Raw genomic sequence first — 20,849 nt, 5'->3', positions numbered from 1 at the left:
AGCATGAACGTGATCGAGCTAGTGGTGACCCTGATCATCGGCCTGGCCCTGGGTGCGGCGGTGGTCGCAGTGGTGCTGCGCAGCCGCGAACGCACGGTGCGTGAACGTGCCGAGCGGGCCGAGCAGGACGTGGCCACCGCACGTGCCGAACTCGTTTCGCACCGCGAGGTCGCCGACCGCGCCCGGGAGGAGTCGAACTCCCTGCGGGTGGAACTGCAGCAGTCGATGCTGCGGGTGGAGGAGGCGCGCAGCAGCGTCGCCGAGGCCGAACGTCGGGCGGCCGAAGCCCGGCAGGAGACCGCCGAGGCGCGTACCGCCGCCTCCGAGGTGCGCGAGAAGCTCAGCGAAATCGGCGCCCAGGTGGCCCAGGCCAGGGCCGAACGTGATTCCGCGAGGGCCCGCGCCGAGGAAGTGGTTGCCGATCGAGAGCGGATGAGCGAACAGTTCAAGATCATGTCGGCCGAGTTGCTCGAACTGCAGAGCAAGCGAGCCGACGAGGCTGCCGAGAAGCGGCTGCAGGCCACCGACCAGGCCCTCAAGCCGGTGACCGAAGCCTTGCAGCGCTTCCAGGAACGACTCAACGACGTGGAGAAGGAACGGGTCGCGATGAGCCGTGACCTGCAGGCCCACGTGCAGACGGTGCGCAGCACCGGCGACGAGTTGCGTCGCGAAACCGCCTCCCTGGTCTCGGCGCTGCGCCAGCCACACGTGCGCGGTGCCTGGGGTGAGATGCAGTTGCGCCGGGTGGCCGAGGTGGCCGGAATGCTGGAGTACTGCGACTTCGACCTGCAGGTGTCGGCCACCACCACCGAGGGCCAACTGCGTCCCGACATGCGCGTGAACCTGGCCGGCGGCAAGTTCGTCTATGTCGATGCCAAGGTGCCCCTGGCCGCCTTCCTGGATGCCCAGGAGGCGACCGATGATCGCGACCGCGACGAGGCGATGGTGCGCTTCGGCAAGCACCTGAAGACCCACATCGACCAACTCAGCAGCAAGCAGTACTGGACCTTGGACGTTGCCAGCCCCGAGTTCGTGGTGATGTTCCTGGCCAGCGACGCCTTCCTGCAAGCCGGCCTGGAACAGATGCCGAACCTGCACGAGTACGCTGCGGCCCGCAACGTGGTGGTCGCCACCCCGGCAATCCTGATCGCCACCCTGCGGTCCATCGCCTACGGCTGGAAGCAATCGGCCCTGGCCGACAGCGCCGCCGAGGTCTTCACCCTGGGCCGCGACCTGTACGACCGGTTGTCCACGATGGGCGGACACTTCAAGAAACTCGGCAAACAGTTGGGAGTGGCGGTCGAGTCCTACAACAAAACCGTGGGTTCGCTCGAGTCGCGGGTCCTGCCCCAGGCCCGGCGGTTCAAGGAGCTCAAGATCAGCGACGGCGACCTGAACGCCCCCGAACTACAGGACGAGGTGGTGCGATCGCTTTCCAGCCCCGAGTTGCTGAGCTCCGCCGAGGCCGAACTCGAAGGTGCGGCCGAACTCCAGGTTGAGGAGCGCCTCGAGGTTGAGGAGGTGACCGAGGTGACGATCGAAACCGCAGATACCCCGGTCCTGGAGGGCGCGAAGGGCGCTGAACTTCCCGAGGCCGAGGAACTGACCCGTCCTGAACCGGCCCTCAACGAACTGCCCGCCGATGGCGAAGGGGAAGACTCGGTGCCGCCGCCGATTCCGTTGGAATGGCGACGCGCAACAATGGGTCGGTGACCATCGAATCGAGCCGTGACCGATCGCCGTACAACGCCGCCGAGATGGCGGACGCGGTCGAACGGGCCACCCACTCCCTGGCAGGCATCGTCAGCCGTACCCCGCTGCTGCGCAACCAACGGCTGAGTGAACGATCCGGTGCGGAGGTGTGGCTGAAACGCGAAGACCTGCAACCGGTGCGTTCCTACAAGCTGCGCGGCGCCTACAACCTGATGACCCACCTGGACGCAGGGGAGCGGGCGGCCGGGGTGATCTGTGCCAGCGCCGGCAACCACGGCCAGGGTGTGGCCTACGCCTGCCGGGCCCTGGGTGTGAACGGCAAGATCTTCGTGCCGACCACCACGCCGCGCCAGAAGCGTGATCGGATGCTCGCCCTGGGCGGTGACCGGATCGAACTGGTGGTGGTGGGCGATACCTACGACGATTCGGCCGAAGCCGCCGCCGCCTCGGCCGAGGCCTCCCGGGCCACCCTGGTACCGGCCTTCGACGACCCGCGGGTGATCGCAGGCCAGGGCACCATCGCCGCCGAGATCGTCGACCAGTTCGGCCGGGCCCCCGACGTGCTGGTGTTGCCGGTCGGCGGTGGTGGGCTGCTCGCCGGCTGCCTGACCTGGTTGAGCCAGCACCACCCGCAGACCCGGGTGGTCGGGGTGGAACCCGCCTCGGCAGCCTGCATGATGGCCGCCCTGTCCGCCGGTGAACCGGTCACCCTGCCCAGCATCGACACCTTCGTCGACGGCGCCGCGGTGCGCCGAGCCGGGGCGCACACCTATCCGCTGGTGCGCGACGCCGGCACCGAGATCGTCTGCACCGCCGAAGGGCGGATCTGCACCGAGATGCTGGAGCTGTACCAGATCGACGGAGTGATCGCCGAACCGGCCGGAGCCTTGGCCGCCGCCGCCCTGGGCCACGAGGTGCAGGTGCAACCCGGGGAATCCGTGGTCGTCCTGCTCTCGGGAGGCAACAACGACGTGTCCCGGTACGCCGAGATCGTCGAACGCTCCCTGGTGCATGAGGGTCGCAAGCACTACTTCGTGGTGAACTTCCCTCAGGAGCCCGGTGCCCTGCGCCGATTCCTGGCCGAGGTGCTCGGCCCCGACGACGACATCGTCCTGTTCGAGTACGTGAAGCGCTCGAACCGGGAGACCGGCCCGGCGATCGTCGGTATCGAACTGGGCAGTGCCGACGACCTGCCCGGCCTGCTCGACCGGATGGCGGCCTCCCCGATCGGGGTGGAATTGATCGAGGCCGACTCCCCGTTCTTCCGGATGCTCGTGTGAAGTGAGCCCCCGGTCAGTACTACGGTGACACTCATGGCCACGTTCAAGTCCGCCCGCGACCACACCGGCGATCTGGGAGCGTTCGTAGCAGCCTCCCCCAGCTCGTACCACGCCGTGCAGGAGGTCGCAGACCAACTGCGGGCGTCGGGTTTCTCCGAGGAGTCCGAAACCAAGCCCTGGACCGATGATCCGGGCGGCCATTTCCTGATCCGGGACGGGGCGATCATCGCCTGGCGCACGCCTACGGAGGTCACCGCCGAGACGGCCTTCCGGATCGTCGGCTCGCACACCGACTCCCCGGCCTTCAAGCTCAAACCCCGTCCCGACAAGACCACCGTCGGTTGGCAGCAGGTCGGGGTCGAGGTGTACGGCGGCATGCTGACCAACTCCTGGCTCGACCGCGAACTCGGGCTCGCCGGTCGCATCGTCGATCTGGACGGTGAGGTGCGGCTGGTGCGCACCGGCGCGGTGATGCGGGTGCCGCAGCTGGCGATCCACCTCGACCGGGCGGTGAACAGCGAGGGATTGAAGCTCGATCCGCAACAGCATCTGACCCCGGTGTGGGGCATCGGTGACGCGGGCCGCTCGGTGCTCGATCTGCTCGCCGAGATCGGCGGTCTAGAGTCCGGCGCCGACATCGCCGGGCACGACGTCTTCGCCTACGACACCCAGGCGGCGCGCTCCTTCGGCGCCGACCTGGAGTTCCTGGCGTCGGGGCGGCTGGACAACCTGATGTCGGTGCACGCCTCCCTGGTGGCGCTGATCGATGCCGAACCCGGCCCCGACATTCAGGTGATGGCCGCCTTCGACCACGAGGAGGTCGGCTCGGCCAGCACCACCGGGGCAGCGGGACCACTGCTGGCCCATGTGCTGCAGCGCATCGCCGCGGCGCACGGTATCTATGACGATGCGGTGCTGCAGATGTGTGCCCGGTCGAGTTGCCTGTCGGCCGACGGGGCCCACGGGGTGCACCCGAACTACGTGAACAGGCACGACCCCGACCACCTGCCGATGCTCAATGCCGGGCCGGTGCTGAAGCTGAACGCGAACCAGCGCTATGCCACCGATGCGGTCGGTTCGGCCCTGTGGCGACGTGCTTGTCGGGCCGCCGACGTGCCGTCCCAGGAGTTCGTGTCGAACAACGCGATGCCGTGCGGGTCGACGATCGGGCCGCTGAGCTCCACCCGGTTGGGCATCCGCACCGTCGACGTCGGAGCCCCCATGTTGTCGATGCACTCGGCCCGCGAAATGTGCGGGGTCGACGATCCGCACTGGTTGTCCCTGGCCCTGCGTGCCTACTGGGAAGGTGCCTGACCCTGCAGGACCCGGGTGGTGATTTGCGGAACACCACTCGCCCTGCAGCGTCCGGCCGTGAAAGTCTTGGCACATGGCAGTCCTGTTGGTGATTCATCACAGCGCAACCGACAACATCAAGAAGTTGGTGGATGCGGCGCTGGCCGGTGCCCACGACCCCGCAATCGAGGGCGTTGAGGTCAACTCGGTGTCGGCCCTGGCCTGGGCCACCGGCGAGGTCGACGAGGTGACCATCAAACGTGCCAAGGGCTACCTGTTCATCACCCCGGCGAACTTCGGCTACATGAGTGGCGCGTTGAAGCATGTCTTCGACTCCACCTTCCTGAAGATCGGCGGCGCCCTGGACGAGGAGGGCAACCCGTCCAACGGAGGCGGAGGCACCCGCAACCGTCCCTACGGGGTGATCGTCCACGGCCGCTACGACACCGAGGGTGCGGTGCGGTCGGTGGAATCGATCGCCGGTGCGCTGGGCTGGAAACCGGCCGGCACGGCCGTGGAATCCTTGGGGGATGTCACCGCCGAACAGCTCGCCGCGGCCCGTGAACTCGGCGGCACCCTGGCCGCCCTGTTGATGGAGTGACTCGCCGGGAAGCCGATCGCTCGCCGACCGGCTAAGCTGGCCCATCGTGGCACTTACGATTGGCATTGTCGGGCTCCCGAACGCGGGCAAATCCACCCTCTTCAACGCGCTCACCCGCAACGAGGTGCTGGCCGCGAACTACCCCTTCGCGACCATCGAACCCAACGTCGGGGTGGTCGGTGTACCCGACGAGCGGCTGCCGAAGCTCGCCGAGATCTACGGCTCGCAGAAGATCCTGCCCGCCACGGTGTCGTTCGTCGATATCGCCGGCATCGTCAAGGGCGCCAGCCAGGGCGAGGGGATGGGCAACGCCTTCTTGGCCAACATCCGTGAGGCCGACGCAATCTGTCAGGTGACCCGGGTCTTCGACGATGCCGACGTCACCCACGTCGACGGCGAGGTGAACCCCGCCAACGACATCGACACGATCACCACCGAGCTGATCCTGGCCGACCTGCAAACCCTCGAGAAGGCGATCCCGCGGCTGGAGAAGGAAGCCCGGATCAAGAAGGACTCCCAGCCCAAGCTCGCCGCCTGGCAACAGGCCTACGAAGTGCTGTCATCGGGCAAGGGCGCCTACGCCGCCGGGCTCGACCTCGAACCGCTGCGCGAACTGTTCCTGCTCACCGCCAAGCCGTTCCTGTACGTGTTCAACTGCGATCAGGACGAGTTGGCCGATGAAGAGATGAAGGACCGGATGCGCGCCCTGGTGTCCCCGGCCGAGGCGATCTTCCTGGACGCCAAGTTCGAATCCGAACTGGTCGAGATGGACGAGGAAGAGGGCCGCGAGTTCCTGCGCGAGATGGGCGTCGAGGAGCCCGGCCTGGACGTGCTCGCCCGGGTCGGTTACGAGACCCTCGGCCTGCAGTCCTACCTGACCGCCGGCCCCAAGGAAGCCCGCGCCTGGACCATCAAGAAGGGCGCCACCGCACCCGAGGCGGCCGGGGTGATCCACACCGACTTCCAGAAGGGCTTCATCAAGGCCCAGGTGATGACCTTCGACGACTTGGTCGAACTCGGTTCGGAGCAGGAAGTCAAGGCCCACGGCAAGATGCGCCTCGAGGGCAAGGACTACATCATGCAGGACGGCGATGTGGTGGAGTTCCGAACTGGGCTAACGTCTGGAGGTAAAAAGTGACAAAATCACGCAACCTGCACGCCAGGGTCCGCGACTTCATCGACGGAGAGGTCAGCCACATATGGGCGTGTGAGCTGGGGGCTCCTCGATGATCAAATCTGCCAACCAGTATCCGGTGCACACGCTGTTCAGTCACGAAGGCAACGTGCTGTACCGGATCCCGCCCTACCAGCGCGAGTACTCCTGGTATAAGTCCCACTGGGAAGACCTGTTCGAAGATCTCATCGAGGCCGAGGGCGCGCACTTCCTGGGCACCATCATCACACTCGACCAGACCACGGACACGCTCGAGGGCAACATCCTGCAGGTCATCGATGGGCAGCAGCGACTGACGACGCTCACCTTGTTGTTGGCCGCCGTCTATTCGGTACTCAAGGAGCACTTCGACGATCTCGACGAGGACACACGAACGGACGTCATCAACCTCGGTCGGCAGTTGGTGCGGAAAGCAGACCAGCAGCCGAGGGTGACACCGCAGAAACAGGGCCACAACCTCTCCGACTTCCGCAAGGTGCTCGAGGAAGCCGGCTTGCCGGTGGAGGGAGAATGGAAGCCGTACTTCCCCAGCCGCAGGATTGCCAAGTGCTACCGCTACTTCCGCTCCGCGATCCAGAGGCTCGCCGAGACTGAGGAGATCACACAGCCGGAGGCGGCCCTGCGGGTGCATGAGGCGGCCCTGCAGGCGGTGATCGTGAAGATTGAGGTGGCCAACCACGCCGACGCGTTCGTGCTGTTCGAGTCCCTGAACAACCGCGGGATGCCCCTCTCACCGGTGGACCTGATCAAGAACCACCTTCTCGCCGAGTCGGAGAAGAAGCAGATCATGGACGTCGACGAGGCGTTCAAGCACTGGAACGACATGCTGACCAGCCTCGGTGACAGCTACTCCACCCAGGAGCGCTTCCTCCGCCACTACTACAACGCGTTCAAATCAGAGCTGCCCGAAGTCTCAAACGCCTCGGTCGCCACGAAGTCCAACTTGATCAGGGTCTACGAGAAAATCCTCGAGCAGGGCCTCAAACGCGTCGTCGATTCGCTGGTGACGGCGAGCAAGATCTACGGGCGAATCAACTGCGTCGTTGAACTCGATCAGCCGACAACCCTTGACCGGTCGTTCCAGCGCCTGATGCGCGCTCAGGGCGCGCCGTCCTACGTGCTCCTCATGTGGCTGATATCGAAGCAGTCCGATCTGGTTCTGACAGATGCACACATCGAGACCGTCGTAGACCGCCTCACGAGCTTCTTTGTCCGACGCAACCTCACGGGATACCCGCAGACGTACGCACTGGCGAAACTGTTTATGACGACCATCGACGCTGTGGGTGATGCCCGAGGCGGCGATGTGGTGGAGATCGTCGAGGAGAAGCTGAGCGCGGCCTCAGTGTCCGACGAGGAGTTCCGCACCCGCCTCCTAGGGCGAATCTACGAGGAGAACAGCGACGTCGCCCGGTTCGTCCTCGCGACGCTGGCCGAGGACGCCATGACCAAGGAGACGCGTGTCGACCTGTGGCGTCAGGAAAAGAACCGTTTCGTCTGGACGATCGAGCACATCCTCCCGCAGGGCGAGAACCTTCCGGCTGAGTGGCAGGAGATGCTCGGGGGCGAGGAGGTCGCTGCCCAGGTTCAGGAGGAGCACAAGCATAGGCTCGGCAACCTCACCATTACCGCGTATAACAGCAACCTCGGCAACAAGTCGTTCCCTGAGAAGCGCGACCGCCAAGACGCAAAGGGCAGGCACATCGGCTATCGAAACGGACTGTCACTGAACGCTGACCTGGCCACGAGGGAGTCTTGGACCCCTGACGACATCGAGAACCGCACCGAAGAACTGGCAGCGAGGGTGATAGAACGCTTCCCGCTGGCCATTCTCAAACAAGGTATTGATGGTGATGTGGTGGAGTTCCGTAGCGGATTAACATCCGGGGGCAAGAAGTGAAGACAGTCGATCTCGCCAAGGTTCGAGCCACTCTATGGGCGGCTGCCGACGAACTACGGGCCAACTCTAAGCTCACCCCGGTCCAGTATCGCGACCCCGTCCTGGGACTCGTCTTCCTCGCGTACGCGGAGAGCCGCTTTGAGGCTGTGCGAGGGGAGATCGAGGCGAAGGCCAGTGCCCGGAACCCAACGACGGTCGCCGACTACAAGGCAAGGTCGGTGCTCTATGTCCCCGACGAGTCGCGGCTGTCCAGCTTGGTAGATCTGCCCGAGGGTGAAGATGTCGGCAAGGCCACCGACGATGCGATCAATGCCATCGAGGCAGCCAACCCGGAGCTGAAGGACATCCTGCCGCGCGGGTACCGGAAGCTCGAGCGCTCGACCTTGATCGAGCTGCTTCGACTCTTCGCGCCGTTGCCCACCCAGCTCTCGGGTGACGCCTTCGGATTCATCTACGAGGACTTCCTGTCCAACTTCGCCGCGCAGGAGGGCAGGGGAGGCGGCGAGTACTTCACCCCGTACTCCATCGTCCGGCTCATCGTGGAGATCTTGCAGCCCTTCCAGGGGCGCGTGTTCGACCCTGCCTGCGGGTCGGGCGGCATGTTTGTCCAGTGTGCGAAGTTCGTCGAGCGCCACAACGAGTCGGCCAGCCGTCAACTCTCGATTCTGGGTGTTGAAAAGACCGACGACACCGTCCCGCTGGCCAAGATGAACCTGGCATTGCACGGGTTGTCCGGGGACATCCGGCAGGCCAACAGCTACTACGAGGACCCGCACAGCGCCGTGGGTGCTTTCGACTACGTGATGGCCAACCCGCCCTTCAACGTAGACAAGATCAAGAAGGACCAGCTCGCCGGTGACAGGCGGTTCCCGTTCGGTCTGCCCAAGGCTGACAATGGCAACTTCCTCTGGATCCAGCAGTTCTACGCCGCGCTCTCCCCGACCGGCCGTGCCGGCTTCGTCATGGCGAACTCCGCAGGCGACGCGGGCCACTCTGAGAAGGAGATCCGCAAGCAACTGATCGAGTCCGGCACCGTGGACGTGATGGTCGCGATTAGTTCCAACTTCTTCTATACCGTTACCCTGCCGGTGACATTGTGGTTCCTTGACAAGGCCAAGGTCGGCACCCCGCGCGAGGACACGGTGTTGTTCATCGACGCCCGGCACATCTTTCGCCAGATCGACCGAGCGCACCGGGACTTCACCGCAGAGCAGATCGAGTTCATCGCCAACATCGTCCGTCTCTATCGTGGCGAGGACGTACAGACAGTCGATGGCAGCGCCGACCTCGTTGCCGAGAACTTCCCCAACGGGAGGTACGTCGACGTCGGTGGCCTGTGCAAGGTCGCCACTCGAGCTGAGGTCGAAGCCCAAGGTTGGAGCCTTAACCCGGGCCGCTATACCGGCACTGCCGCCGTCGACGAGAGCGATGTCGATTTCATGGGCGATCTCGCTGCGTTGCACGAGGAGTTCACCACGCTAAGTGACGAGGCCGACGTGCTGCGAACCAAAGTCGACGCGGCAGTTCAAGGGATCCTCGAAGTATGAGCGAGTGGCGTGAGGTAGCAGTCGAGGCACTGTGTTCTCGAGTGACCAGTGGCGGGACTCCCAGTCGCAAGCGAGCCGACTACTATACCGATGAAGGTATTCCCTGGGTCAAGTCGCAGGAGTTGATTGGGGCACGGATCGCTACGACCGAGGAGCACATCTCTGAGGCCGGACTCGAGAGATCCTCCGCAAAACTGCTTCCACCCGACACCGTACTGTTGGCCATGTACGGGGCAAACGTGGGCCAGCTGGGCTGGCTGGGCATCGAAGCGACCGTCAATCAGGCTATCTGCGCGATGGTCACCGACCCCAGAGAGGCGGACGCTCGCTTCCTCTACTACGCGCTTGCGGGTGCCCGCGAGCGCCTCGTCGGGAACGCGCATGGTGCCGCTCAGCAGAATCTGAGTCAGCAACTGATCAAACCCTTCAAGCTGGCCGTCCCTGCCCTGGCGACTCAGCGACGCATCGGAGCGATCCTTCGTTCCATCGACGAATTGATCGAGAACAACCGGCGGCGGATCGAGGTGCTGGAGAAGATGGCGCGGGCCATCTACCGCGAGTGGTTCGTGAAGTTCCGTTACCCCGGCCACGAGGATGTGCCCATGGTCGACTCCGCCCTCGGTCTGATACCCGATGGATGGGAGGTCCAACCCCTTGCCGCCATCGCCACAGTTAATGGCTCTTCTCGTAAACCAGGTGGTGACGAGGTATTCCGATACCTCGATATCTCGGCTCTCTCGGAGCGCCACATCGGCGAGCTGGAGGCTATTGGCGGCTCGAGTGCACCCGGCAGGGCTCGTCGAGTTGTGAGCCCTGGCGACACTGTATGGGCAACCGTGCGGCCCAACCGTAGAGCGCACGCTCTGCTCGTTGCTCCCGATAGCGACTGGATCGCATCGACTGGGTTGGCGGTGCTGACCCCATCGACGGTCTCACCGGATTTCCTCTTCGAGACAACATCGGCGACAGCGTTCTCAGACTGGCTCGTAGGGCGTGCAACCGGGTCGGCGTATCCCGCGGTTCGAGCGAAGGACTTTGAGGAAGCTCCGATTGTCGTCCCCGATGTCGCCGTCGACGCGGCGTTTGCTGACAAGGTGTCTCCAATGCACGATCTGAGCTGGAGGCTGCGCAATGAGTGCTCCCGTCTCGCCGCGCTCCGAGATCTCCTACTGCCGAAGCTGGTCACAGGACAGATCGATATCTCGACGCTAGACCTTGATGAGTTGGTCGCGAGGCAGGTGGCGCAATGACTCCCACGGGCCCGGAGTACTGGTACGTCGAGAAGCCGAGCATCGAGCTTCTGGCGGAGCTCGGCTGGACTCCAGTCGACGCCTTCCAGGAGATCTTGGGACCCGAGGGCAGCCTGGGGCGCGACTCCCAACGTGATGTCGTGCTCGTTCACCGGCTGCGGCTTGCTATGCGCAAGATCAACTCTGAATACGTGCCCGATATCGCTATCAACGAGGCGATCGAGGTGCTGACGAAGGACCGCACAGCCATGGACCGGGTCCGCGCCAATCGGGAAGTCCATGACCTGCTGCGTGACGGCTATCTGGCGGAGTGGACTGACGACCAGGGCACGAAGCAGATTGAGACCTTACGGTTCCTCGACTTCAAGGATTCATCGAACAACGACTTGCTGGCGGTGCAGCAGATGTGGGTCAAGGGCAACCTGCACAGCCGGCGGCTGGATCTGGCGCTGTTCGTCAACGGGGTACCGCTAGTGCTGATGGAGTTCAAGGAGCCCAACGAGTCGGTCAAGGCGGCCTACGACAACAACTTGACCGACTACCGCGACACCATCCCGCAGCTATTCATCCCTAACTGCTTCGTGTTGCTGTCCAATGGAAGCCAGGCGAAGGTCGGGTCAACTTACGCGCCGTGGGAGTTCTTCAACGACTGGAAGGTCATCGACGCCCACGGCACCCGCGGTGCGGTCGCCCTGGAGACTGCGCTTCGAGGTACCTGTGACCCGTCCGTTCTGCTAGACCTACTAGAGAACTTCGTCGCGTACATGGAGCGGCCCGGTGGCCTGATCAAGGTTCTCGCGCGATCCCACCAGTTCCTCGGAGTCAACGCCGCGATCGAGAACCTGCACCGGGCGCGTGCTGAGCAGGACAAGCGCCTGGGAGTCTTCTGGCATACCCAGGGCTCGGGCAAGTCGCTGTCGATGCTGTGGTTCACGCAGAAGGTGCTGCGCCAAGTACCGGGCAATTGGACATTCGTCATGGTCACCGACCGCACGGAACTGGATACTCAGCTGCATGGTGAGTTCGCCGACGCCGGAGCTATCTCGCCAGAGGCCCGGGTGCACGCGCAGTCCGTCGCCCACCTGCGTGAATTGCTTGCAGCCGACCACCGTTACGTATTCACACTCATCCAGAAGTTCCAGCCGTCCAAGGCACTGGGGGAGCGGCAGATGCCGGTGCTCTCGACCCGCTCCGACGTTATCGTGATCACCGATGAAGCGCACCGCAGTCAGTACGACACTCTCGCGCTGAACATGCGCACGGCGCTGCCGAACGCGTCGATGATGGGCTTCACCGGCACCCCGCTGATCGCCGGTGAGGAGCAGGCCACGCGCGAGCAGTTCGGTGACTACGTCAGCGTCTACAACTTCCGCGACGCGATCGAGGACGGCGCGACGGTCCCGTTGTACTACGAGAACCGCATTCCCGAGCTGCAGCTGGTCAACGAGAATTTCTCCGAGGAACTCAACGAACTCCTCGAGGAGGCCGAGCTCGACGAGGACGCCGAGGGCCAGCTCGCTCGGGCGTTCGGTACGCAATACACGCTGCTGACACGTCCTGAGCGCCTGAAGACGATCGCCAAGGACCTCGTGACCCACTTCGTCGGCCGGGGCTTCACCGGCAAGGCGATGTACGTCGGGCTTGACAAGGCCGCAGCCGTGCGGATGTACAACCTCGTCCGAGAAGCCTGGACCGAGCATCTGGCTGACCTGAAGGCGGAGCATGACGCGTTGCCAGAGCTCGAGCGTCCGTGGCTGGCATCGCGGATCGAGCTCATGGAGACCACCGACATGGCGGTCGTGGTCTCGCAGAGCCAGAACGAGCTGAAGATGCTTGACGAACAGGGCCTCGACATCCGACCGCACCGCGAGCGGATGATCCGCGAGGACCTGGCCGAGAAGTTTAAGGACGCCCAGGACCCGCTGCGGCTCGTGTTCGTCTGCGCGATGTGGATGACCGGCTTCGACGCGCCCAGTGTCTCGACGGTCTACCTCGACCGGCCGATGCGTAATCATACGTTGATGCAGACGATCGCCAGGGCCAACCGGGTCTTCCCGGAGAAGGACAACGGGTTGATCGTCGACTACGTCGGTGTCTTCCGGAACCTGGAGAAGGCGTTGGCGATCTACGGGGCCGCGAACGCCGGCGACTCACCGATCGAAATTATCGACGCCCTCGCCGCCGAGCTGGACGCTGCCGTGGCCGACCTGTTCGCCTTCTGCACCGGCGTCGGAGTCGACCTTGCTGCGATGCGCGACGCCGAAGGATTCGACCACGTCGCCAAGCGCGACGCAGCTGTCGAGGCGCTGCTCGTCGACGAGGGCACACGCACCGACTTCCAGCAGAAGGCACGCCAGGTGCGGAAGCTCTTCAAGGCCCTCCTGCCCGACCCCAAGGCTGCTGCGCAGCAACGCAACGTCGCAGCGATCAGGGTGCTCGCCGAGCGCATCGCGGAGGTCACACGGCCGGCCGAGGCGGACCTCGGTTCGGTCATGGATGCGGTGGACGCACTGCTCGACCGCTCCGTAGGTGCCGAGGAATATGTCATCCGAGCCGCTGCCGAGGGGACCAAACCCGATCCGCTCATTGACCTGTCACAGATCGACTTCGAAGGTCTGTCGGCGAAGCTCGCCGGACGGGAACGAGCCGAGACCGACCGACTGGCGCAGCTGTTGCGCCAGCAGGCCATCGCATCGGCGACGCGGAACCCGACCCGATACGAACTTGTGGAGCGGATCGAACAGCTCATCAATGATTACAACGCGGGCAGTGTGAACATCGACGAGTACCTCCGCCGCCTCATCGAGCTGTCGAAGACTCTGACCCATGAGGAGGAGCGATCCGCTCGCGAGGATCTGACAGAGGAGGAGCTGGCGATCTTCGACCTGCTCACCCAACCCAATCCCGTCCTGACTGACGAGGAGCGTGAGACCGTCAAGGCCAGCGCCCAGAAGCTTCTCGTGCACCTCCACGAGAAGCTCGTCCAGGACTGGCGTCGCAAGGTCGACGTGATGAATGACGTCGATAGCACGATCCGACGAGTCCTAGACCAAGAGCTGCCCGAGACTCCCTACACGCTCGACATCTTCTCCTCGAAGGTGCGGCTTGTCTTTGATCATGTCCTCACCGCCTACGGCGACGACGGAGAGAGCGCATACACCCCGCGGATCGACTTCCAGTGGCCCGCGCAGTCGGTGGAGTACGACGGCCCAGACGGGCCTCTTGATGTGGACAAGATCGCCGACGACGTCGTCGCCCGCATCCACGACGACCCGATCTTCGCCGCCCACGTTGCTGCACAGTTGGGTGCTACTGACTCAGCGACTTGAAGTGCGCAAGGGTTTCTGAGAGTGCTGACAACGGCCTCGATGATGCAGCATTTGTTTGCGCGAGCGCGGCAACGAGGAGAGTGCCATGACACGCGACGACGATGATCGAGAGGACGATCTCAAGCCTGCCCAAGAGAGGGAGCGCAACTCGGAGAGCGAGCAAGACCGAGACTCTGCTGCGGACGTCGGGGCGAGGCTTCGACTGCCGCCAAGGTTCGCGCAGTATTTGATGCCCAGCATGGATGCCGCAGTCGCGAAGATGCTCGCTCCTATCCGAGAGCAGATGAAGTCGGCGCTGCCGGACTACGACGCGCTGGTGAAGAATGCGCTCGAACCGTATAGCGAGCGGATCCAGTCGCAGGTGGCGTCAATCGTGGTGAGCGTACCGACGTTCACGGCTCCGATGATCGACTTCCCGGCGCTGAAGGGCGTCGGAGTCAGCCCATCGATCGAGTCGATGCTCAAGCAAATCGCGAGCCAGCAGTCCGCGATGCTAGATGGGCTGCGCGGCTCCCTGAAGCCGCTCTTCGACCCGGAGATACTGAGCGGGTTCAACCGTGCGCTCCTCCCGCCTAATCTGAGGAGCCACGCAGGGGAGGTCCAGGCCCTTCAAGTGCATGAGTTCCTCGAGCAAGAGGGCATCCCGCTCTACCTGGTGCCGCGCGGCCGCACAGCGCTCCGCCTGCTCCGGGCACAGGACCGCTCGGGCCGTCGGCGGGTGCTGGGCGACTGTTACGAGTCGATCACCGACGACTGCGCTACCGTTCTTGAGCAGGCGAACCGCGACGTAGTCGGCGACGAGCTGAAGTTCGTACTCGACGGGCTCGGCGCGATGCGTTCTGGACACTTCCGCTCGGCCCAGGCGATGTTCACCGTCACGCTCGACACGCTCATCTACCGCTTCTACCCCGACCAGGCCGCCCGACGCCTCATCACGAATCGGAAGAAGGGCGCGGACGTGCCGGGCGCCATCGACGAGATGGGTGTCCACGAGGCGATGGTCTGGCTGCCGATCTGGAACGCCCACGAGCAGTTCTGGAAGCACAAGGGCGACAAGGTGCCCAACTACTACTCGCGCCATGCGAGCGTGCATGGCGTCTCCTCGCGTCAGTTCAGTAAGCGCAACTGCATCCAGGTTCTCATGCTGATCACCAGTCTCATCGGCTACGCCGACCGGCTCATGTCGTCGGCTGGGCGTGCTAGAGCTTGATTGCGTCGTCGCCGTCGGAGTAGAGGGCTCCGCTGCCTTTGCCCGTTGCGCGCTCGACGAGCTCCTCTACCCCTCACACCGCTTCGACAGCGAAATAGGCCCTGACGTGGACCTGCGCCCTAGAGAGTGGGGGCGCTCGTGGCTTGGTCGGGGGTCCAGCTCGAGTTCGAGTTTCCTGCCGCGATCTCTTTCGCTCGGTGGTAGAGGGCGCCCGCGTATGTGTCGACCGTTGCCGCCCATGCATGCTGGATGATATCGCGGACATCCGTAGTCTCTCCGCCATCCGGCAACGTAAACGTCAAGACGCGCTTGAAATCATTGTTGGCGTCGATGTTTGTATCGATGTTAGGCAGCCGGCCATCGAGTTGAAGAGTGTTGAGTAGTTTCTTGAATTCGGGGTCAATCCACGTCTCACACAGTGACGCTGACTCTGTGAACCGGGCGCGGTCGGTCTCGGTGAATTCCTGAACGAGCGTCCTGAGCTCGGGGTGGACTCGGCTTGCGTGCTCGGCAAGGTCGGGGAAGCTGAGCGTCAGCTGCGGCATGGGTGTCTCCTGGGGCGTCTTGTGCGTTTGGTCAGATGGTGCAACTCTACCACTGTGCACACTGATGGTGACATCATCAGTTACGGACGGAACTTACGTCATAGTGTAGTCTGGCTACATGAACGAACGTTCCACCGCGCCCCGCAAGGCAGCCATCTACCTCCGAATCTCACAGGATCGCGAGATGGACGGGCTCGCTATCGACCGCCAGCGCGAGGACTGCGAGAACCTTGCACGATTCCGGCGCTGGGAGGTCGTCGAGACCTACGTGGACCAGTCGAAGAGCGCCACCGACAGGAGCGCCATCCGCCCGGACTACGACCGCATGGTCGCCGACTATTTGCTCGGACGGTTCGACGCGATCATCTGCTACGACCTCGACAGGCTCACCCGACAGCCCCGACAGCTGGAGGACTGGATCGACGCCGCCGAGCTGCGCGGCCTCGCCCTCGTCACGGCCAATGGCGACGCGGACCTTTCGACCGACGGCGGTCGGATGTATGCCCGCATCAAGGCGGCTGTGGCGCGGGCCGAGATGGAACGCAAGAGTGCCCGTCAGTCCGCAGCCCAGCGTCAGCGCGCCATGCAGGGGCGTGCTCCGAAGGGCATGCGCCCACTCGGCTACGCCGTAGACGGCGAAGTGATCCCCCACGAGGCTGAGGCCGTGAGGGCGATCTACGACCTGTTCACCAGGATCGAGCACCCCGAGTCGCTGCGATCGCTCGCCCGGGCTCTCAGTGGCACCGAGCAGATCGATGGGATCACACCACTGCCCAAGCACACGCACACCGTGAGCGTCGAGCGCGCCACCGCCCGCGCGCAGCAGGGCCTCGAACCTAGGTCGATCGTCGAGGACGGTCCGTGGTCTCCCTCGACCGTGCTGGGCATCCTGCGGAACCCGCGTTACGCGGCGCTGAGCACGTACACTCCGAAGTTTGCTCAGGCGGATGGGAAGCGGCGCCGGATGTGGAAGGCGCAGATCCTCCGAGACGACGCTGGTGAGCCGATCCGCGGGCAGTGGGAGCAGATCGTTGACGACGAGACGTGGTGGAAGGCGCAGCAAGTCCTCGACGACACGGAGCGGGTCACGAACACATCCGGCTCGACCAAACGCAAGCACCTCGGCAGCGGGCTCTACCGGTGCGGATACGTCGACGAGGAGACCGGCGAGACGTGTGGAAACAAGGTGACCGGGGCACCACGTGGGTACAAGTGCGCAGGTCACATCGTGCGCTCGGGCGCCGCCATCGACAATTTCGTCATGACGGTCGTCGCCAAGCGTCTTGCACGCAAGGACGCGACGGTGATGGTCGAGGTCGCGGACGGTGGACCGCATGCGGCAGGCATCGACTCGGCGATCAGCGACCAGCGGGCGCGCATTCTGCGCGCCGAGGCCGACTACGACGCCGAGATCATCGAGGCCCGCGACCTCAAGCGTGTTCGGGACGCCGCAGAAGTGCGTATTCAGGAGCTGGAAGCCGAAAGGCTGATGCAAAGCCGTGCGGGCGCGCTGTCGCCGATCCTGGGCGTCGATGACCCTGCCTCAGCATTCCGGGAAGCGTCACTTGACCTCCGGCGTCAGACCATCGACGCACTCGCCACGATCACGCTTCTCCCGCAGCCGCGCGGGCGCAAGGGGTTCAGGACCGAGTCCGTCGTCGTCAACTGGAGGTAGACCACCTGGTTGGGTAGCCACGCGGAGCGTGGCCGGGAAACCTCTTGAGAGCGGCGACGTGGCGTAAGCGCGTCGATTCACCGAGCACGACTGCCTGTCGCGCCCGCCGCTCTCCTCGACCACGGAGGGGACCCGCCATGACCACCCGAACGAACACCGATACCACGCCCCGCGCCTGGATCGGCTGTCTCGCCTGCTACAACTACGCTCGTCTCGTCGGCGAATGGTTCGATGCCGAGACCGCCGACAAAGTCACCCTTGCTGACGTCCACGGAGGCGCTCACCGCGTGCGCCCTGGATGCGAGGAGCTGTGGGTCATGGACCACGAGAACATCCCCACCTCGGGCGAGATGAATCCGTCGGAGGCCGCAGAGTGGGCTCGCGTCCTCCTCGCGGTCCCCGAGCACCAGCGCGATGCTCTGTGCGCTTGGACGGCCTCCGGCAGCTACGTCGCAGAAGGCACTGGAGACCTGCCGTCTGTTTCCGCCTTCGAAGAGCGCTTCTGCGGAACATGGGGCAGTTTCCGGGACTACGCCGAGACTCTCGCCGAGGAGATCGGCCTCATCCCGCAGGACGCGCCGGAAGAGCTTGTGCGCTACTTCAACTGGGTTGCCTGGACCCGCGACCTCGAATACGACCACACGGTGGTCCGAGCCGACGCGATCTCCGTGTACGTCTTTCGGGACCTGTGAGGGAGCGATCATGAGCGCTGAGACCAACGCCTACAGCCACGCCGAGTCGTTTCGGTGGTGGATCGGCGACCCTGAAATGAGCGATGAGGAGGCCCACCTCCATGACCTGCTCGCCCTGCACAAGGCAACCGTCGAACTGATCCGCCAGCAGCGCGACCTTCTCGGGTATTACGACACCGATGCCGAGCTATTCGGCGATGACCCCGACGTCGACTGAGTTCAGAGTGCCCGTAGCTTCGGCTACGGGCACTCACTTTTCTTCCGACTACCAGCCGCGGTAGCTCTCGTACAGTTTCTTTCCGAGCCACCAGAGCAGCCAGGCGAACAGAGCGCATCCGCCGAGGGCGGCGAGGGCAATGAGTGCCTTCGCCCACCAGGCACTCGCGGCGGCGAAGGAGTCCCAGGCCCATCCGAGCAGCGGTCCGAGGCCGAGCATCTGCGTGATCCCGCCGACCATCCCCGTGAGCATGATGAACGCGACGGTGAACGGGACCAGGGCAAGGCACATACGACCGACCGTCGCCCAGGTGACCCTCGCCGAGAGTCGCTCGACTCGCCGCTCGGCCCGCCCGACGGCGCTGACCACTTCGTGGGCGCGGTCGGTCACCTCGGCGAGCTTCTCGGTGCCGAGCCTGCCCACCCGTTCTTCGAGCCCCGCGACGGTCTGCTCGATCCTCTGGACTGGAGCCTCGACAGCCTTCGCCAGACATTGATCAAGCACCTTCACAGCGTGCTCGGTGAGCTTGTCCGTGTCGATACGGACGTTGCCGCGCTTACGGACGGCCTCGGCGAGGTCAGCCGAGGCCGAAGTCGTCGACTTCAGCTCCTCGCTGATCCTCGTCGTCATCGAGTACGCGGCCAGGTCCGCCCTGGTGACCGAGGACCCGTCGGGCAGCTTCACGACCTCGCTGCTGCTCAGCTGTTGCGCGACGGCGCTCAGCGTCTTCTCGATCTCGTTCAGCCGCTTCTTCGTCTCGGCGTCGAGCGGCAGCGTGGAGGGAAGCTCGTGCTGCCGCGAGGTCGATAGGCGATCCAGCCGCGTCATCTGCTCCTCGTCCATCACCTTCACGTACTCGGTCAGGTCGGCGACGGTGTTCGTCAGCTTCGCGATCTGCTGCATGTTGGCGTCGTGCTGTGAGATCAAGTTCTCCAGGAGCTCCGTAGTCTTCTGCTGCTCGTCGGCCTGCTTGATCCTGTCCAGCGCTCCCATGAGCCTGTCCCTTCTGTGCGTGATAGTCGAAGATCTCTTGAGCACCTTCGGCTGTGAACTCGGGTGTCAGCGCCGAGGCCTTCTTCCGTCCGAGCTTCCCGTTGTCATCACGGCGCATCTTGTAACTCCAACCGTCGCGGTTCGTCACCGCGAGCGTGACCCCGCGCTCGGCGAGGACGTGCTCGAACGCCTCGCGATTCGTCGAGCGTGAGTCGGTCAGTGCGTCGTAGACCTTGTCGCCGAGGACCTGCTCGAACCCGCCCGGAGAGAAGGCCTCGCGCCTCTGCTCCCAGTCGGGCTTCGGTTCCTCAAGGTCGGGGAGCACCCGCAGGCCCTCGTCTGCCATCAGCTCGTCGTTCAGCTGGCGCAGTCCGTGCTTCCACGATGTGTACCGCTGGAGGCTCTTACCGGTGAGGTTGTCGTGGTTGATGACCAGGATGTGTGCATGCCCGTGACCTCCGGCGGAATCAGAGTGCACCGCGACCATGTAGTCAGCGCTGTGCATGCGTTCCGCGAGTTCGACGGCTACGTCCCGGATGCGTTCAAGATCGGCCTGCGAGGTCACGTCGAACTCGTCAGGGTGGAACGCCAGAACGTAGCTCTGAAGTTGGTTCGTTCGGCCATGAGCAGCGGCGTGTGCCTCGGCACACGCGATGAACTCCGCCGGAGTCGAACCGCCGTCGACCATGGACATCGCATACGCGGCCGCACGCGTCGATCCGACCTTGAGGAGCTCCTTACGCACCTCAGGGTCACGCCCGTAGAGGATGTACCCAACAGCTCCTGCAGCGTTGGTCGAGGGGCGGACGTTCACGGTGCTCATACCCGTGTCCGATCGCCCAGCGAGGCACGCACCTCGTCCACCGCAACCATCACCGCGTGAAGGAGACTGTCATCGACGGCAGCACCCTTGCGGAGCGCCTGGTTCAGGTTCACACCAACTCGACGCAGCTGCTCTACCGCCGGAGCAAGCGACGTAGGCACCGCCTCCTTCACTCCCGCGTTGTTCTCCAGCTGATCGACCTTCGAGGACCTCGAGTCCAGCGCGTCGAGCATGACAGCACGAGCCCATGCGCTCGGCTTGACGCCGAGCACGTGGGCACGGCGGCGGATCCCATCGCGATCAGCCACCGTCAGCCGCACGTCGAGAGAGACCTCCCGACGACAGCTGTTCCGAGGCTCCACCGGAGCCTCGGCCGGCCCTGCCCTCTGCGCAGCACCACGACCGGTGTTCACCTGGGAGTCGTGGTGCAGCTCCGCTGCCAGGGCCGGGTCTTCCGCACACCCCTCCGCACGAGCCCGACCAGCGCTGCTTGGGGAGTCGGGCTCGCTCTCCGGGGCGTACGGAAGACGGCCAGCAGGGTTCTTGTCGGACATTTCGCTGGCGCTCATGTCCTCCAAGAACCGCTGGCCCTCGTCCTCGGTCGCTG

At 64.4% G+C, this 20,849-nt stretch carries 16 protein-coding genes and 1 pseudogene; 13 read left to right on the top strand and 4 right to left on the bottom strand.

Translation table 11 applies throughout. The features are described 5' to 3' along the window. Positions 1 to 3 precede the first annotated feature (3 nt). From ACR4XW_RS02385 to ACR4XW_RS02340, 10 genes are all read left to right on the top strand, one after another. Positions 4 to 1,713 (top strand): DNA recombination protein RmuC, encoded by a 1,710-nt coding sequence (locus ACR4XW_RS02385; RefSeq protein WP_434758907.1) that lies wholly within the window; start codon positions 4 to 6, stop codon positions 1,711 to 1,713. Next, on the top strand, positions 1,710 to 2,993 hold the full coding sequence (ilvA, locus tag ACR4XW_RS02380; RefSeq protein WP_434758906.1) for a threonine ammonia-lyase IlvA: 1,284 nt from the start codon (positions 1,710 to 1,712) through the stop codon (positions 2,991 to 2,993). Before ACR4XW_RS02385 ends, ilvA begins: the two co-directional genes overlap by 4 nt. Positions 2,994 to 3,026: 33 nt before the next feature. Beyond that, positions 3,027 to 4,307 carry a M18 family aminopeptidase gene (locus ACR4XW_RS02375; RefSeq protein ID WP_434758905.1) on the top strand — a complete coding sequence of 427 codons (1,281 nt, stop codon included), beginning with the start codon at positions 3,027 to 3,029 and terminating at the stop codon, positions 4,305 to 4,307. 73 nt (positions 4,308 to 4,380) lie between these two features. Beyond that, positions 4,381 to 4,887 (top strand): flavodoxin family protein, encoded by a 507-nt coding sequence (locus tag ACR4XW_RS02370; protein WP_434758904.1) that lies wholly within the window; start codon positions 4,381 to 4,383, stop codon positions 4,885 to 4,887. 46 nt (positions 4,888 to 4,933) lie between these two features. Next, positions 4,934 to 6,025, top strand: a complete 1,092-nt coding sequence (gene ychF, locus ACR4XW_RS02365; protein WP_434758903.1) for a redox-regulated ATPase YchF — start codon at positions 4,934 to 4,936, stop codon at positions 6,023 to 6,025. Between the two features lie 115 nt (positions 6,026 to 6,140). Further along, entirely contained in the window at positions 6,141 to 7,961 is a 1,821-nt protein-coding gene (locus ACR4XW_RS02360; RefSeq protein ID WP_355634278.1) for a DUF262 domain-containing protein, read from the top strand. Then, positions 7,958 to 9,508, top strand: coding sequence for a type I restriction-modification system subunit M (locus ACR4XW_RS02355; RefSeq protein WP_434758902.1), 1,551 nt, complete (start codon positions 7,958 to 7,960; stop codon positions 9,506 to 9,508). Before ACR4XW_RS02360 ends, ACR4XW_RS02355 begins: the two co-directional genes overlap by 4 nt. After that, complete coding sequence (locus ACR4XW_RS02350; protein ID WP_434758901.1) at positions 9,505 to 10,758, top strand: restriction endonuclease subunit S; 1,254 nt, start codon at positions 9,505 to 9,507, stop codon at positions 10,756 to 10,758. The genes ACR4XW_RS02355 and ACR4XW_RS02350 overlap by 4 nt, the downstream gene beginning before the upstream one ends. Then, the gene (locus ACR4XW_RS02345) at positions 10,755 to 14,087 is read left to right on the top strand and encodes a type I restriction endonuclease subunit R (RefSeq protein ID WP_434758900.1); all 3,333 of its coding nucleotides are present in this window, start codon (positions 10,755 to 10,757) and stop codon (positions 14,085 to 14,087) included. The genes ACR4XW_RS02350 and ACR4XW_RS02345 overlap by 4 nt, the downstream gene beginning before the upstream one ends. Before the next feature lie 85 nt (positions 14,088 to 14,172). After that, complete coding sequence (locus ACR4XW_RS02340) at positions 14,173 to 15,297, top strand: hypothetical protein (protein WP_434758899.1); 1,125 nt, start codon at positions 14,173 to 14,175, stop codon at positions 15,295 to 15,297. A 119-nt stretch (positions 15,298 to 15,416) separates the two neighbouring features. Here the strand turns inward: ACR4XW_RS02340 and ACR4XW_RS02335 are convergent, their stop codons facing one another. After that, positions 15,417 to 15,842: a hypothetical protein gene (locus ACR4XW_RS02335; RefSeq protein WP_434758898.1), complete on the bottom strand. Its 426-nt coding sequence runs from the start codon at positions 15,840 to 15,842 to the stop codon at positions 15,417 to 15,419. A gap of 118 nt (positions 15,843 to 15,960) precedes the next feature. Here ACR4XW_RS02335 and ACR4XW_RS02330 point away from each other — a divergent pair, with 118 nt between their 5' ends. The 3 genes from ACR4XW_RS02330 (at position 15,961) to ACR4XW_RS02320 (ending at position 18,426) form a co-directional block, all read left to right on the top strand. Further along, entirely contained in the window at positions 15,961 to 17,517 is a 1,557-nt protein-coding gene (locus ACR4XW_RS02330; protein ID WP_434758897.1) for a recombinase family protein, read from the top strand. Positions 17,518 to 17,654: 137 nt separating this feature from the next. Beyond that, positions 17,655 to 18,209, top strand: a complete 555-nt coding sequence (locus ACR4XW_RS02325) for an antirestriction protein ArdA (protein ID WP_434758896.1) — start codon at positions 17,655 to 17,657, stop codon at positions 18,207 to 18,209. A gap of 10 nt (positions 18,210 to 18,219) precedes the next feature. Further along, on the top strand, positions 18,220 to 18,426 hold the full coding sequence (locus ACR4XW_RS02320; protein WP_434758895.1) for a hypothetical protein: 207 nt from the start codon (positions 18,220 to 18,222) through the stop codon (positions 18,424 to 18,426). A gap of 48 nt (positions 18,427 to 18,474) precedes the next feature. On the opposite strand, the gene ACR4XW_RS02315 is transcribed toward ACR4XW_RS02320, so the two are convergent. From ACR4XW_RS02315 to ACR4XW_RS02305, 3 genes and pseudogenes are all read right to left on the bottom strand, one after another. Beyond that, a complete protein-coding gene (locus ACR4XW_RS02315; protein WP_434758894.1) occupies positions 18,475 to 19,419 on the bottom strand; it encodes a hypothetical protein in 945 nt (314 codons plus the stop codon). 340 nt (positions 19,420 to 19,759) lie between these two features. Next, positions 19,760 to 20,107: pseudogene (locus ACR4XW_RS02310) on the bottom strand (relaxase/mobilization nuclease domain-containing protein); the annotation flags it as partial. Positions 20,108 to 20,238: 131 nt separating this feature from the next. Beyond that, the gene (locus ACR4XW_RS02305; RefSeq protein WP_434759393.1) at positions 20,239 to 20,796 is read right to left on the bottom strand and encodes a plasmid mobilization protein; all 558 of its coding nucleotides are present in this window, start codon (positions 20,794 to 20,796) and stop codon (positions 20,239 to 20,241) included. Positions 20,797 to 20,849 lie beyond the last annotated feature (53 nt).

This window comes from Pseudenemella bisphenolivorans (assembly GCF_051133435.1).
Taxonomy (GTDB): domain Bacteria; phylum Actinomycetota; class Actinomycetes; order Propionibacteriales; family Propionibacteriaceae; genus JAAYAO01.
This window is presented reverse-complemented; position numbering and strand designations above follow the sequence as displayed.